We start from the raw sequence: 13,556 nt of genomic DNA, 5'->3' as shown, positions 1-13,556 counted from the left end.
CAGACGGCGTCCATGCGCGTCTGACCCGCGGGTCATCCCACGTTCACACTGCGGGTGCGTCGGGCCCGATCCGGCTCCGTACGGCTGTCTGGACTTCCGCTTCCTCGGCCGGGTCGGCGGCGAGCCTGCGGAGCTGCTCCACGACGCGGGCGTCGCCGGTCTCGGCGTGCCGGGCGGCGATCTCGCGGGTGGTCTCCTCGCAGTCCCACAGGCACTCGACAGCGAAGCCGGTGGGGTAGGAGGGGTCGGTGGCGGCCAGCGCCCGGGCGGCCCGGCCGCGCAGATGGGACGAGGCGGTCTCCCGGTACACATGGCGCAGGACGGGTGCGGCGCAGGCGATGCCGAGGCGGCCGGCGCCGTCGACGAGGGTCCACAGGGTGGGGGCGTCGGGCCCTTCGCCCATGACGGCCTCCCTGAGGGCACCGAGGACGAGGTCGCTGTCCTGGGCTCCGCCCCGGCAGGCGAGCATCCGTCCGGCGGCGGCGCCGAGCGGGTCGGGGCGGCGGGCCCAGCCGCGGGCCCGGTCGACGGCGGCGACGGAGCGCATCCGTTCGAAGGCGTCGACGGCGGCCTCCACGACGGGCGCCGAGCCGGTGGCCACCGCGCGCTCGATCAGCTGGAGGGCTTCGGAGTCGTTGGCGTCGGCGAGATAGCGCAGGGCGGTGCAGCGGGCGCCCTCGCCGCCGTCCTTGGCGGCCTCGACGATCTCGGGCCGGTCCTCGGGGCCCGCCACCGCGCTGAGGCAGCGGGCGGCGGGGACGTGCAGGGCGGCGCCGCGTTCGATGCCCTGTTGGGCCCATTCGAACACCGCTTGCACGCTCCACCCCGGACGGGGCCCGGATGGTCGCATCTGCCGTTGCCAGCGGTCGAAGCAGCCGGCTTCCTGGGCGGCACGCACGCGCGTGGCGATCGGTTCGCGTGAGTCCTCGGCCCACAGCCGCCAGGGCCGGGGTTCGAAGGCGTCGCGTACGGCGGTGGCCAGCTCGGCCTCGCCCTCGGGGTCGGCCGGGAACCGCGCCAGCACGGGAGCGGCGAGGGCGCGCAGGCCCGCGTCGTCGTCCCTGAGCGCCAGTTCGTCGAGCGCCCAGGCCCAGTTGGCCCCGGAGGCCGCGTACCGGCGCAGCAGTGCCAGCGCGTCCCGCCTGCCGTAGGAGGCGAGGTGCCCGAGGACGGCGAGCGCGAGGCCCGTACGGGACTCCTCGGTGTCGAGGACGTCCTCGCCGTCGAAGAGGTGGGCCTCGACGGCGTCCAGGTCGCCGTTCAGATCGAGGTACAGACGGGCGTAGTACAGGGAGCGGTTCTCCACCTGCCAGTCGTGGCGGGGGTCGCGCAGCACACAGTGGTTCAGTGCCGCGAGTGCCTCGGCACGGGGTGCGGTGAGCGCGTGCAGAGTGCCGTCGCCGCGGCCCCGCTGGAGCAGGCCGAGCAGCGTACCGCTGGGCGCTATGACCGGATCGAACATGGGAAACAGCCTCACATCAAGCGTCGACGCAACCGGGGGACGTGCACTACCTGGCCGCGTGACAACACGTCGGGGCGCCCGCCGTTTCCTGCTTGCTGTAGACCATTTTCCTCTGCCTCTCGTCGGTGGCCCATGCGGGCCGCGTCTACGGCCCGCGCGGTGCGGCATCACCTGCCCAGCCATCGCGTCCGTAAATCACGACGTCATGATGACCCGGCAGTTCTCGCTGCCGCGACCGAAATTTCGGGCGGCCCGGTGCTGCCTTCCCCCGTTTTCCCCCGTTTTCCTTGTCGTACCTGGTCAGAAGGCCCGTCTCAACCGCCGACGGGCCGGGTGTCAGTGCGCGCCGAACAGCTCCAGCAGCTCGGCCTTGGCGAACATCCGGGCCGTGTCGACCGCCGACGGGGTGCCCGCGGCCGGATCGGCTCCGGCCTCCAGCAGGACTTCGATCACCTCTTGCTCGCCCTTGAAGACGGCCCCGGCGAGCGGGGTCTGCCCCCGGTCGTTGATCCGGTCGGCCTCGGCGCCCCGCGCCAGCAGGGCCCGTACGGCGTCGGCGTGCCCGTGGTAGGCCGCGAGCATCACCAGGGAGTCACCGCGGTCATTGGTGAGGTTGGCCGGAACGCCCGCGTCCACATATGCGACCAGCGCCTCGGTCCCGCCCCGACGGGCCAGGTCGAAGATCTTGGTCGCGAGCTCCACGACCTCGGGGTCGGGGGCTTCACTCATCGGCATGACCGCCTCTCACTAGTACGGGTGAATCGCCAGCGTACTGGCTCCACAGAGACATGACCGGCCCCCTCCGAGGCAAAGATCACCAGGAGGCCCGACACAGGTGAAACCCCTGCTCAGACGGCCCGAATGCGCTCCACCATCCGAGGGAAATCTGCCGAAATTCACCCACTTGCACCTTTTATCGTATGGATACATCCTGTGATCCTGGAAGAACTCATGGTGACTGTCCCCACGAACCAGGAGAGCTCAAATGATCCTGTCCATGTCAGGCGTCGTCCTTCTCGGCATCATCGTCTTCCTCTTCTTCAAGAAGGACGGACTCAAGGCCTCCCACGCCCTGGTGGCCGCACTCTTCGGCTTCTACATGGCCAGCACGGCCATCGCGCCGAGCATCAAGGCCGGCGGCGAGAGCCTGGCGAGCCTCCTCGGCGGCATCAAGTTCTGACGTCCCCACCCGCACGCACCTTCAGGAGACAGCAGTGGCCCGGCGCCCCCTCCCCCGCATCCTGAGCAACGGCACCGCACAGATCGCCCGGAGCCGGGAGCTGGCCCGGACGGCGGCCGACAGCGCCACCGACGTCCTCCACCCGCTGATCACGATCACTCGCGGTCTGCGCCGGCTGGCATCCGCCGGTCGGCGCAAGTGGGCCGACACTCCCAAGGACAAGCGCGGGCCGCTGCTTTTCCTGGTGGCCTCGGTGATCCTGGTCGTGGCCCTGGTGCCGTACGGCCCGCTGCTCGCCGTCATCATCCTGATGGCGGCGGCAGCATGGCACGGCCGGGACCGCACCCCGCCGGCGCCCGAAGGCCCCGACGAGTCCCAGACCCAGCGCCTCCAGTCCCTCTACGAAGCGCTGGTGCCCTACTTCTCGACCGCCGAGGACCCGGCACCCCTGTTCGCCCACGGCGGCGACTGGGAGAAGGCCTTCCCCGCATACGAGTTCGACGGCGGAGGCCGGATCTCCCACCTGGTCGTCCGCTACCCGGCGTACTTCACCGACGGCGAGGCCGACTCCCGCGCGCGGATCGAGCAGCTGCTCACCGCCAAGTCCGGCCGCGGCCGGGAGTACCGGTTCGCGTGGGACGAGGAGGGCAACCAGCTCACCATCGGCGTCCTCGCCCCGCTCCCCACCGACATCGCCGCCCAGCGCTTCGTCACCGCCCCCGGCGAGACCGTGCTGGGCTTCACGGACCCGACCCACGTCCACCGCACGCTCCCCCTCACCCACGGCGCGGAACAGCGTGACGTCCCACCGGTCGTCTGGCGTACCGGCATCCGTTCCACCGAGCCGAACCTGCTGGTCATGGGCCAGCCCGGCAGCGGCACCTCCACCTTGCTGCGCTCGATCGCCCTCCAGGCACTCCAGTACGGCGACGTCCTGATCGTCGAGGGCGGCGGCACCGGCGAGTACGCGTGCCTCACCGGCCGGGACGGAGTCCTCGGGGTCGAGTGCGGGCTGACCGGCGCACTGGCCAGCCTGGAGTGGGCCGGCCACGAGACGGAACGCCGGCTGATCTCGGCCAACCGCGCCCGCCAGTCGGGCCACCCGGCACCGGACGACACCAGACGCCCCCTGTGGATCATCCTGGACCGCCCGAGCGCCTTCGCCCACCTGGCCGCGGCCGACGGCCGCCAGGACCCGCAGTCCCTGCTCCAGGTCCCCCTCCGGCACGGCCGCGCGGCCAATGTGACGGTGGTGGTGGCCGACCAGTTCGACAGCGCGGACGCCCTGAGTGACGCCGTACGACAGCACACACGCGCGCGTGTCGTCCTCGGCCCCGCCACCGCCACGCAGTTGGAGGCGGTCCTGGGCGCTCCCCCGCACACCACACCGATCGCCCAGGTCCCCCCGGGCCGTGGCTATGCCCGCCTGGGCAGCGGTCCGGTGCACCGGCTCCAGGTCCCGGCGACCCCGGACCCGTACGACGACGCGACGAGCGACGCGGACCGCCAGGCGGTGCTGGCCCTGCTCCCGCCGCGCACCACACCGGCGGACGCGGAGGAGACACTGCCGACCGAGGCGCTCCCCGCGGAAGCGGCGGTGGAAGCCGCCGTGGCTGAGACTTCGTAGTGGCCCGGGGTCGGTGTGGGCGGCCGGGAGTCGCCCGCCCGCACCGACCTCGGGTACCGCGCCTGTCGCCTACGCCACGAACGTCCGCGGCGACTCGCCACCGCCCCCGGAGACTCCGTTCTCGACCAGCCGAGCCGCCGCGGCCAGCCGAGCCGCCGCCTCCTCGGCCACCGCGCCGCCCACGGTGAACGGCAGCCGCACATATCCCTCGAAGGCCCCGTCCACGCCGAAGCGGGGCCCGGACGGCACCCGTACCCCCACGCGCTCCCCCATCTCCGCGAGCCGCGAGCCCGACAGCCCGCCCGTGCGCACCCACAGCGTGAGCCCGCCCTTGGGCACCTCGAACTCCCAGCCGGGCAGCTCCCGTCGTACCGCCGCGACCAGCGCGTCCCGGTTCTCGCGGGCCTGGCCGCGCCGGATGTCGACCGCCTGCTCCCAACCACCGGTGCTGAACAGCCAGTTCACGGCGAGCTGCTCCAGCACCGGTGTGCCGAGGTCGGCGTAGGCGCGGGCCGCGACCAGGCTGCGGATCACATCGGGGGCCGCACGCACCCAACCGATGCGCATGCCCGCCCAGAAGGCCTTGCTGGCGGAGCCGACGGTGATGACCGTCGAGCCGGCCGGGTCGAAGCCGCAGACGGGCCGCGGCATGTCGACATCCTCATCCAGCCACAGCTCGGTCATCGTCTCGTCGGCGACGAGCACGGTACCGGCCGAGCGGGCCGCGTCCACGAGTTGACGCCGCTGGTCGTCGTCGGCGAGGGCGCCGGTCGGGTTGTGGAAGTCGGCGACGACGTACGCGATCCGGGGCGCGGCCTCCCGCAGCACCTGCCGCCAGCGGTCCATGTCCCAGCCGGAGAGCCCCTCGGCCATCGCCACGGGCACCAGCCGGGCGCCCGCCTCCCGCATCAGCTGGAGGATGTTGGCGTACGACGGCGACTCGACGGCGATGCGTTCGCCGCGGCCCGCGAAGAGGTGGCAGATGGCGTCGATGGCGCCCATCGCACCGGTCGTGACCATGATCTGCTCGGGCATGGTCGGAATGCCGCGCAGGGTGTACCGCTCGGCGATCATCGCGCGCAGCGCGGGCAGCCCGGCCGGGTAGTCGCCGTGGGTGTGGGCGTACGGCGGCAGTTCCTCCAGGGCGCCCTGCACGGCCCGGGTGAGCCACGGCTCGGGCGCGGGCAGCGAGGCGCAGCCGAGGTCGATCACCGAGCCGAGGGCCTCCGGAGGCAGCGGCTCCAGCCCGCGCGCGGGCAGCGGGTTCCCGGCCGGTACGGCGGTCCAACTGCCCGCTCCGCGCCGGGACTCCAGGAAACCCTCGGCCCGCAGCGCCTCATAGGCGGCGGCGACCGTGGTGCGGCTGACGGACAAGGCCAGGGCCAGCTCCCGCTCGGCGGGCAGCCGGGCAGCCACCGGGACGCGGCCCTCCAGCACGAGCAGGCGGATGCCGTCCGCGAGCGCGCGATAGGCGGGCGGACGACGGGTGCCGGGCCCGGCCGGGCGGTCCTGCTGGGAGTTGAGCAGCCGAGCGAGCTGCGCGGCCCCCATCGCCGAGGTCCACTGCGCCATGGAAACCAGTCCACCTTCCCAGAATTGGCCATGGATGGCATTCGTTCTCAAGCCACAGAGTGTCATGCGTCAGGCCACTACCACCACCAGGGGGCACCTCTTGTCCACGCGGAACCGTCTCGGGCGACGGTTGGTCCAGCTGTACGTCGGACTCGCGCTCTACGGCGCCAGCTCGGCACTCCTCGTGGTGTCGGGCCTGGGGCTTGAGCCCTGGAACGTGCTGCATCAGGGTCTCGCCGAGCTCACCGGCCTGACGATCGGCGTCGTCTCGATCATCGTGGGCGCGGCGGTGCTGCTCCTGTGGATCCCGCTGCGGCAGCGCCCGGGACTCGGCACCGTCTCGAACGTGTTCGTGGTCGGCCTGGCCATGGACGGCACCCTCGCGCTGGTGCCCGACGCGCACGGCCTGGCCGTACGGATTCCGCTGCTGCTGGTGGGCATCCTCCTCAACGGTGTCGCCACCGGGCTGTACATCTCCGCGAACTTCGGACCGGGCCCTCGCGACGGCCTGATGACCGGGCTGCACCAGCGCACCGGCCGCTCCGTCCGCCTGATACGGACGGCGATCGAAGTCGCCGTCGTGGCCACCGGCTTCGCCCTCGGCGGCACCGTCGGCATCGGCACCCTCCTCTACGCCCTGGCGATCGGCCCGCTCGCCCAGCTGTTCCTGCGCGTGTTCGCCGCCCCATCGGCACCCAGCGGCAGCACGGTCGTCGCCACCGGGTCACCGGAACGGGCGATACTGCCCCGGTGACCACGCTCATACGTCATCCGTACCTCGACCATCCCGGCCCGATCCCCTTCGCCCACCGGGGCGGCGCGGCGGACGGCCTGGAGAACACCGTGTTCCAGTTCCGCCGCGCGGTCGAGCTGGGCTACCGGTACATCGAGACCGACGTCCACGCCACGGCGGACGGGAAGCTCGTCGCCTTCCACGACGAGACCCTGGACCGGGTGACCGACGGCGCCGGCCGGATCGCGGACCTGTTCTGGTCGGACGTGAGCCACGCGCGCGTGGCGGGCAAGGAACCGGTGCCCCTCTTCGAGGAGTTGCTGGAGACCTTCCCCGAGGTCCGCTGGAACGTCGACATCAAGGCGGAGCCGGCACTCCGTCCCCTCCTGGACCTCCTGGAGCGCACCGACTCCTGGAACCGCGTCTGCGTCGGCTCCTTCTCCGAGAAGCGCGTGGTCCGCGCCCAGCACCTGGCCGGGCCGCGCCTGGCCACGTCGTTCGGCACGCGCGGGGTGCTGAACCTGCGACTGCGGTCCTGGGGCGTGCCGGTCGCGGTGCGCCGCTCGGCGGTCGCCGCACAGGTGCCCGAGGAGCAGTCGAGCGTGCCCGTGGTTGACCGGCGCTTCGTGAGCGCCGCCCACGCGCGCGGGGTGCAGGTCCACGTGTGGACCATCAACGAGGCCGACCGCATGCACCGACTCCTGGACCTGGGAGTCGATGGCATCATGACCGATCACATCGACACATTGCGCGAGGTCATGGTGGAGCGGGGCGTCTGGGCCTGAGCCCCCGGGGCGACGCGTTCACGCGGAAGCGAGGGCATGGGTGGGTACCGACACCCTGCGGTCACCGGCGGCCGACGAGGCAGCCGAGCGGCGGCGAGAACAGCGCGGCTGGTACTTCTACGACTGGGCCTGCTCCGTCTACTCGACGAGTGTGCTCACCGTGTTCCTGGGTCCCTATCTGACCTCGGTCGCGAAGTCGGCGGCGGACCCGGACGGGTTCGTGCATCCCCTGGGGATACCGGTCCGGGCGGGTTCCTTCTTCGCCTACACCGTCTCCGCGTCCGTCATCGTGTCGATCCTCGTCATGCCCCTGGCGGGCGCGGCGGCCGACCGCACGGGCCGTAAGAAGCCCCTCCTCGCGCTCGCCGCCTATGTGGGCGCGACCGCCACCACGGGCCTGTTCTTCCTGGACGGCGACCGCTATCTGCTCGGCGGCTTCCTGCTGATCGTCGCCAACTCGTCGGTGGCCGTATCGATGGTCGTGTACAACTCCTACCTTCCGCAGATCGCCCCTCCGGAGGAGCGCGACGCGGTCTCCTCCCGCGGCTGGGCCTTCGGCTACGCGGCCGGCTCCCTGGTCCTCGTCCTGAACCTGATCCTCTTCACGGCCCACGACTCCTTCGGCCTCTCCGAGTCGATGGCCGTCCGCATCTGTCTCGCCTCCGCCGGAGTCTGGTGGGGCGCCTTCACCCTCGTACCGCTCAAACGACTGCGCGACCGCGGCCGTACGGCGTCCGAGGCGCCGACGGCGCAGGGCTGGCGGCAGCTCGCGGCGACGGTCCGGGACATGCGCGGCAAACCGCTGACCCTGTCGTTCCTGTTCGCCTACCTGATCTACAACGACGGCATCCAGACGGTGATCTCCCAGGCGTCCGTGTACGGCTCCGAGGAGCTGGGTCTGAGTCAGTCCACGCTCATCACGGCGGTGCTGATGGTCCAGGTGCTGGCGGTGGCGGGCGCGCTCGGCATGGGGCGACTCGCCCGGATCTACGGGGCCAAGCGGACGATTCTCGGCTCGCTCATCGCGTGGACGGTGACGCTGGCCGCCGGGTACTTCCTGCCCGCCGGCGCGCCCGTCTGGTTCTTCGTGCTGGCCGCCGGGATCGGTCTCGTCCTGGGCGGCAGCCAGGCGCTGTCCCGGTCCCTGTTCTCGCATCTCGTGCCGCCCGGGAAAGAGGCCGAGTACTTCTCGGCGTACGAGATGAGCGATCGGGGCATGAGCTGGCTGGGCCCACTTCTGTTCGGGGTGACGTACCAGCTGACCGGAAGTTATCGGGACGCGATCATCTCCCTGGTGGCCTTCTTCGTCGTCGGGTTCGTGCTGCTCGCACGGGTTCCGGTGGCGCGGGCGATCAACGACGCGGGAAATCCTGTTCCCGAGAGGATTTAGCGCTCAACGCGAAAGGGCGGTAGTGTACGCGTTTGGCCTGCCTGGCGTACCGTTACTGCGCGTCAAAGATGCCGAAACGCTGGGTGACATCTGCTAGCAGATGTGACAAACCGGGCGCTGGTGGGTACAACAAGGGGCGGCTACGACGGCGACGCATGACCCCGTACGGGAATCTTTACCGCCGACCGGACGTTGACCGGATGACGACGACAGCGACACCTGTCCTGTGGGCGACAAGCCCGGGAGGCACGATTCATGAGTGAGCGAGCTCTTCGCGGCACGCGCCTCGTGGTGACCAGCTACGAGACGGACCGCGGTATCGACCTGGCACCACGCCAGGCCGTGGAGTACGCATGCGAGAAGGGACATCGCTTTGAGATGCCCTTCTCGGTCGAGGCGGAGATTCCGCCGGAGTGGGAGTGCAAGGTCTGCGGGGCCCAGGCACTCCTGGTCGACGGCGACGGCCCTGAGGAAAAGAAGGCCAAGCCCGCGCGTACCCACTGGGACATGCTGATGGAGCGGCGCACCCGCGAGGAACTCGAAGAGGTCCTTGAGGAGCGTCTTGCCGTTCTCCGTTCCGGCGCGATGAATATCGCGGTTCACCCGAGGGACAGCCGCAAGTCGGCCTAGTCCTGAAGGTGCGGAGCGGTTCTACCGCACAAGCAAGTAAGCGCGGGCGCCGTACGAACATGTACGGCGCCCGCGCTTTTGCGTGCCCGCGTCCGGGTCGGTCAGTGTCGGTCAGTGGGTGAGGGGCGGGCGCGGGCCCTGCGGGGCGTCGCTGCCGGGCTCGTCACGGATGACCTCGCCCTGGACGACCTTGCCGTCCGGGCGGTGCATACGGGCCTGCTGGAAGGCGTCTCCCAGGGTGCCGGGGGCGGCCTTGCCGAGCTTCCGCTCGACCACGCGCTCCGCGTAGCGTCCCAGGGCCTTCTGGACCGGCGGGATCAGCAGGAGCAGGCCCACCGCGTCCGAGATCAGGCCGGGGATCATCAGCAGCAGGCCGCCGAGCATCATCAGGCCGCTGCCGCCGCCGCTGGCCGGTGCGGTGCCCTGCTGCACGGCCTGGCTCAGGTTCTGGAAGGCCCGCCGGCCCGCCCGCTTGATGACCACGGCGCCGAGCACGAACCCGGCGACCAGCAGCAGGAAGACCGTCAGCCCGCTGGACGCACCCGCCATCACGATCAGCAGCCAGATCTCCAGCACCAGCCACGCGGCGATGCCCAGCGGCAGGAACGTACGCAGCCGGGAACGCGGAGGCCGGGCGGCGGAGGAAGGGGTGGGTGCGCCAGTCGTCATACGTCCAGTGTGCCTGGACCCGGCTCAGCGCAGGATAAGGGGATGATCAACGAGGCCTGTGAAGTCGTAGGGCTAAGGCTGTGAAGGCTTTCCTTTCGGCTTCCCCCGGCCGCGGAGCTTGCCGACCCGCTCCTCCACGCCCCAGGTGGTGACCCGCCACAGGGCCTCCACGAGGATGTCGCGGCTCATCTTGGAGTCGCCGAGTTCGCGCTCCACGAAGGTGATCGGGACCTCGACGACGTGGTAGCCGGCCTTGACGGCGCGGCGGGCCAGGTCGACCTGGAAGCAGTAGCCCTGGGAGGCCACGTCGTCCAGGCCGAGGCCTTCGAGGGTCTCGCGGCGGAAGGCGCGGTAGCCGCCGGTGATGTCGCGCAGCGGCAGGTCGAGGGCCACGCGCGAGTAGAGGCTGCCGCCGCGGGAGATGAACTCGCGGGACTTCGGCCAGTTCACCACCCGGCCGCCGGGCACCCAGCGGGAGCCGAGCACCAGGTCCGCGCCCTTGAGCGCGGTGAGCAGCCGGGGCAGCTCCTCGGGCTGGTGGGAGCCGTCCGCGTCCATCTCGACGAGGACGCCGTAGCCGTGGTCCATGCCCCAGTGGAAGCCCGCCAGGTACGCGGCTCCGAGGCCTTCCTTGCCCTTGCGGTGCAGCACCTGGACCTGTTCGTCCTCGGCCGCCAGCTCGTCGGCCAGCTTGCCCGTGCCGTCGGGGCTGTTGTCGTCGGCCACGAGGACATGAGCCTCGGGGACCGACTGTCGCACCCGCCCGACGATGGACTTGATGTTCTCCGCCTCGTTGTAGGTCGGGATGATCACCAAGGCCTTGCCGAGCGGGCCGAACTTCCGCCCCTGGGCCTGTGCCGCGAGGGCTCCGTCGCCGTCGTTCACTGCTGCCCCTTCATGTCCGTACGCAGGGGTCCACCATAGTGGCCACGGCCTGGGATGCCGTGCCAGGTCGTTCGTACGCTGGTGTCGATTCGACAAGAACGGGGTAAGAACGCGCTTTTCGGCACCTATGTGCTGCGGATGGGGGCCCGGCGCCCTTCGGGCCGACCTGGGACCCGCCGGCTGCGGGTCGACCAAGGCCGTTGTCTACTGGACGTCCGGGCCCCACCCGGGTCACACCAGCCGACCGGCCGGAACGTTCCCTCGCCGTGGCGCGGGCGCTGAGCCTGGCTCCCAGTGACGGTGCCCGGTGCGGCACACCGTCCCTGACCCAGCGGCGCTGCGGCGATTGTTCGGAGGTTCCCCGGTCGGGCGTCCGGTGGTGGACTCGGACGAACCTACCGGCCCCCTCCGCCCGCCTGTCAACAGCCGTTTGACCTGCGCGTTCTCCCTCAACCGGCTGGTCAGGGCAGAGGATGCGCAGGTCGCGCGACGCGGCGATGCCCGCGGATCGGGGGCGCGCCACCCCGGGAGATCACTCGCCCGGCCGTACGAACACCGTCCGTCCGCCCACGACGGTGCGCAGACAGACGGGGAGGTCGCCGCCCGGCGTCAGGTCGGGCAGTCCGGGTGTGCCGGAGCGCGGGTCGGTCGACCAGCGCGCCACCCGGTCGTCGGGCGCCTGCACGACCAGGGCGTCGGTCCGCCAGACGGCGTAGTCGGCGGGCGCGCCGGGGACCAGAACACCCGCGTCGTCCCGTCCTACGGCCCGCCAGCCGCCCCGCGTATGCGCGGTGAACGCGGCCCGCACCGAGATCCGGTGTTCGGCCGTCCGGTGGAACGCGGCGGCGCGGACCGTGCCCCACGGGTCGGTCGGGGTGACCGGGCTGTCGGAGCCGAAGGCGAGCGGGACACCGGCCCGGAGCAGGGCCGCGAAGGGGTTCAGGGCGCGCGCCCGGTCGACGCCCAGGCGCTGGGCATACATGCCGTCCTCGCCGCCCCACAGCGCGTCGAAGGCGGGCTGCACGGAGGCCGTCAGGCCCAGCTCGGCGAAGGCCGCGATGGTCTCCGGGGTGAGCATCTCGGCGTGTTCGACGCGGTGACGGGCGCCGCGGACGCGGGCCAGGCCGACCTTCTCCGCGGCGGCGCGGACGCCTTCGACCACCGCGGTCACCGCGGCGTCCCCGATGGCGTGGAAGCCCGCCTGGAGGCCCGCCCGGGTGCAGGCGGCGACATGGGCGGCGACGGCGTCCGCGTCGAGGTACGCGATGCCGGTGTGCCCGGCGTCGGTGTACGGCTGGTGCAGACAGGCGGTGTGCGAGCCGAGCGCCCCGTCCACGAAGAGGTCTCCCGCCGCTCCTACGGCGCCCAGCTCCCGCGCCTTGGCCACGTCCTGTTCGGCCCAGTAGCCGACGACGCGGGGCCCCGGCTCCTCGGCGGCGAGCCGCATCAGGCCCGTGAAGTCGTCCTCGGAGGAGATCTCCGGCCCCGCGCACTCGTGGACCGAGCCGACGCCCAGGGAGGCCGCGTGGGCGAGGGCGGTGCGCTGGGCCTCGGTGCGCTGCTCCGGCGTGATGGCGGCGAGGGCGGTGGCGCGGACGGTGTGGTGGGCGTCGGCGGTGAGGGGCCCGTCCGGTGCTTCGAAACCGGGGACCAGGGCGAGCAGAGCCGTGGTGACGACCGCCGAGTGGACGTCGATGCGGGACAGGTAGAGCGGGCGTCCGCCGGTCGCCGCGTCGAGTTCGGCGCGGGTCGGCGGGCGGCCCCCGGGCCAGCGGGCGGCGTCCCAGCCGTGGCCGAGCAGGACGCGGTCGGCGGGGCGGGCGGCGGCGAAGTCCCGGACGCGGGACAGGGCCGCCTCCAGGGACGGCGCGTCGGACAGGTCGAGGCCGGTGAGCGCGAGGCCCGTGGCCGTCGTGTGGACGTGGGCGTCGGTGAACGCCGGGGTGACCAGCGCACCGTCCAGGTCGAGCACCTCGTCGACACCGTCCGCGAACGCGTCGGCGGCGCCCTCGGAGCCCACCCAGGCGACCTGGCCGCGCTCCACGACCATCGCGGTGGCGAAGGGGTCGGCGGGGCTGTGGACTTCGCCGCGGCGGAGCAGGACGGTTTTCGGCGGGGCGGTGCGATCGGTCATGGGAACAGTCTCGCGTCCCGCGCCGACCGTCCGGCACGCAGGTCGGTCAGATACGCGGCGGGCGGGCCTCGTACGGCGTCGACAGCACCACCGTGGTCCGGGTCGAGACCCCGGCCAGGCCGCGCAGCCGGGCCAGCAGCTCCTCCAGTTCGTGCGGGGTGGAGACCCGCACCTTGAGGATGTAGTTCTCGTCGCCCGCGACGCTGTGGCAGGCCTCGATCTCGGGGACGCCGGAGAGGCGGTCCGCGATGTCGTCGGGGGCGCTGGGGTCGAACGGTTTCACCGAGATGAAGGCGGTCATGGGCAGACCCACCGCCTCCGGGTCGACGACCGCGGCGTACCCGCGGATGACGCCACGCTGCTCCAGCCGGCGCACCCGTTGGTGCACGGCCGACGTGGACAGGCCCGTGGCCTTGCCCAGGTCTGTGTAGCTCATCCGCCCGTCCTTGACGAGCAGCTGCACGATTTGTCGGTCCAGCTCCTCCATGG

General features: G+C 71.8%; 13 protein-coding genes. 6 read left to right on the top strand and 7 right to left on the bottom strand.

What is annotated here, in order from left to right; all coding sequences use genetic code 11:
* Nucleotides 1-43: 43 nt before the first annotated feature.
* Both AB0I69_RS18155 and AB0I69_RS18150 read right to left on the bottom strand, forming a co-directional pair.
* The gene (locus AB0I69_RS18155) at nucleotides 44-1,462 is read right to left on the bottom strand and encodes a HEAT repeat domain-containing protein (protein WP_363096614.1); all 1,419 of its coding nucleotides are present in this window, start codon (nucleotides 1,460-1,462) and stop codon (nucleotides 44-46) included.
* A gap of 336 nt (nucleotides 1,463-1,798) precedes the next feature.
* Nucleotides 1,799-2,191: an ankyrin repeat domain-containing protein gene (locus tag AB0I69_RS18150; RefSeq protein WP_363096613.1), complete on the bottom strand. Its 393-nt coding sequence runs from the start codon at nucleotides 2,189-2,191 to the stop codon at nucleotides 1,799-1,801.
* Between the two features lie 256 nt (nucleotides 2,192-2,447).
* Here AB0I69_RS18150 and AB0I69_RS18145 point away from each other — a divergent pair, with 256 nt between their 5' ends.
* Complete coding sequence (locus tag AB0I69_RS18145; protein ID WP_019059657.1) at nucleotides 2,448-2,642, top strand: hypothetical protein; 195 nt, start codon at nucleotides 2,448-2,450, stop codon at nucleotides 2,640-2,642.
* 34 nt (nucleotides 2,643-2,676) lie between these two features.
* Nucleotides 2,677-4,269: a hypothetical protein gene (locus AB0I69_RS18140; protein ID WP_363096612.1), complete on the top strand. Its 1,593-nt coding sequence runs from the start codon at nucleotides 2,677-2,679 to the stop codon at nucleotides 4,267-4,269.
* Between the two features lie 69 nt (nucleotides 4,270-4,338).
* Here AB0I69_RS18140 and AB0I69_RS18135 read toward each other — a convergent pair whose 3' ends face one another.
* A complete protein-coding gene (locus AB0I69_RS18135) occupies nucleotides 4,339-5,841 on the bottom strand; it encodes a PLP-dependent aminotransferase family protein (RefSeq protein WP_363096611.1) in 1,503 nt (500 codons plus the stop codon).
* A gap of 64 nt (nucleotides 5,842-5,905) precedes the next feature.
* On the opposite strand from AB0I69_RS18135, the gene AB0I69_RS18130 reads away from it, so the two are divergent.
* The 4 genes from AB0I69_RS18130 (at nucleotide 5,906) to AB0I69_RS18115 (ending at nucleotide 9,379) form a co-directional block, all read left to right on the top strand.
* On the top strand, nucleotides 5,906-6,595 hold the full coding sequence (locus AB0I69_RS18130; protein ID WP_363096610.1) for a hypothetical protein: 690 nt from the start codon (nucleotides 5,906-5,908) through the stop codon (nucleotides 6,593-6,595).
* Nucleotides 6,592-7,359 carry a glycerophosphodiester phosphodiesterase gene (locus AB0I69_RS18125; RefSeq protein ID WP_363096609.1) on the top strand — a complete coding sequence of 256 codons (768 nt, stop codon included), beginning with the start codon at nucleotides 6,592-6,594 and terminating at the stop codon, nucleotides 7,357-7,359. Before AB0I69_RS18130 ends, AB0I69_RS18125 begins: the two co-directional genes overlap by 4 nt.
* Nucleotides 7,360-7,399: 40 nt before the next feature.
* A complete protein-coding gene (locus AB0I69_RS18120) occupies nucleotides 7,400-8,749 on the top strand; it encodes an MFS transporter (RefSeq protein WP_363096608.1) in 1,350 nt (449 codons plus the stop codon).
* A gap of 255 nt (nucleotides 8,750-9,004) precedes the next feature.
* Nucleotides 9,005-9,379: an RNA polymerase-binding protein RbpA gene (locus tag AB0I69_RS18115; RefSeq protein ID WP_003977404.1), complete on the top strand. Its 375-nt coding sequence runs from the start codon at nucleotides 9,005-9,007 to the stop codon at nucleotides 9,377-9,379.
* Nucleotides 9,380-9,490: 111 nt separating this feature from the next.
* Here AB0I69_RS18115 and fxsA read toward each other — a convergent pair whose 3' ends face one another.
* The 4 genes from fxsA to AB0I69_RS18095 form a co-directional block, all read right to left on the bottom strand.
* Nucleotides 9,491-10,048, bottom strand: coding sequence for an FxsA family membrane protein (gene fxsA / locus AB0I69_RS18110; RefSeq protein WP_363096607.1), 558 nt, complete (start codon nucleotides 10,046-10,048; stop codon nucleotides 9,491-9,493).
* 72 nt (nucleotides 10,049-10,120) lie between these two features.
* Nucleotides 10,121-10,933, bottom strand: a complete 813-nt coding sequence (locus tag AB0I69_RS18105; RefSeq protein ID WP_363096606.1) for a polyprenol monophosphomannose synthase — start codon at nucleotides 10,931-10,933, stop codon at nucleotides 10,121-10,123.
* 532 nt (nucleotides 10,934-11,465) lie between these two features.
* The gene (locus AB0I69_RS18100) at nucleotides 11,466-13,067 is read right to left on the bottom strand and encodes an amidohydrolase (protein ID WP_363096605.1); all 1,602 of its coding nucleotides are present in this window, start codon (nucleotides 13,065-13,067) and stop codon (nucleotides 11,466-11,468) included.
* 46 nt (nucleotides 13,068-13,113) lie between these two features.
* Entirely contained in the window at nucleotides 13,114-13,554 is a 441-nt protein-coding gene (locus AB0I69_RS18095) for an Lrp/AsnC family transcriptional regulator (RefSeq protein WP_043683290.1), read from the bottom strand.
* Between the last annotated feature and the right edge of the window lie 2 nt (nucleotides 13,555-13,556).

The sequence above is a fragment of the Streptomyces sp. NPDC050508 genome, from assembly GCF_040655155.1.
Taxonomy (GTDB): Bacteria; Actinomycetota; Actinomycetes; order Streptomycetales; family Streptomycetaceae; genus Streptomyces.
The sequence above is the reverse complement of the archived record's forward strand: the minus strand, read 5'-3'. Positions and strand labels throughout refer to the sequence as shown.

Bases quoted from the DNA above. Each gene is read 5' to 3' on its own strand.
- AB0I69_RS18100 (WP_363096605.1), bottom strand. From the start codon at position 13,067: ATGACCGATCGCACCGCCCCGCCGAAAACCGTCCTGCTCCGCCGCGGC.
- AB0I69_RS18135 (WP_363096611.1), bottom strand. From the start codon at position 5,841: ATGGCGCAGTGGACCTCGGCGATGGGGGCCGCGCAGCTCGCTCGGCTG.
- AB0I69_RS18155 (WP_363096614.1), bottom strand. From the start codon at position 1,462: ATGTTCGATCCGGTCATAGCGCCCAGCGGTACGCTGCTCGGCCTGCTC.
- AB0I69_RS18130 (WP_363096610.1), top strand. From the start codon at position 5,906: ATGCGTCAGGCCACTACCACCACCAGGGGGCACCTCTTGTCCACGCGG.
- fxsA (WP_363096607.1), bottom strand. From the start codon at position 10,048: ATGACGACTGGCGCACCCACCCCTTCCTCCGCCGCCCGGCCTCCGCGT.
- AB0I69_RS18145 (WP_019059657.1), top strand. From the start codon at position 2,448: ATGATCCTGTCCATGTCAGGCGTCGTCCTTCTCGGCATCATCGTCTTC.
- AB0I69_RS18150 (WP_363096613.1), bottom strand. From the start codon at position 2,191: ATGAGTGAAGCCCCCGACCCCGAGGTCGTGGAGCTCGCGACCAAGATC.
- AB0I69_RS18095 (WP_043683290.1), bottom strand. From the start codon at position 13,554: ATGGAGGAGCTGGACCGACAAATCGTGCAGCTGCTCGTCAAGGACGGG.
- AB0I69_RS18115 (WP_003977404.1), top strand. From the start codon at position 9,005: ATGAGTGAGCGAGCTCTTCGCGGCACGCGCCTCGTGGTGACCAGCTAC.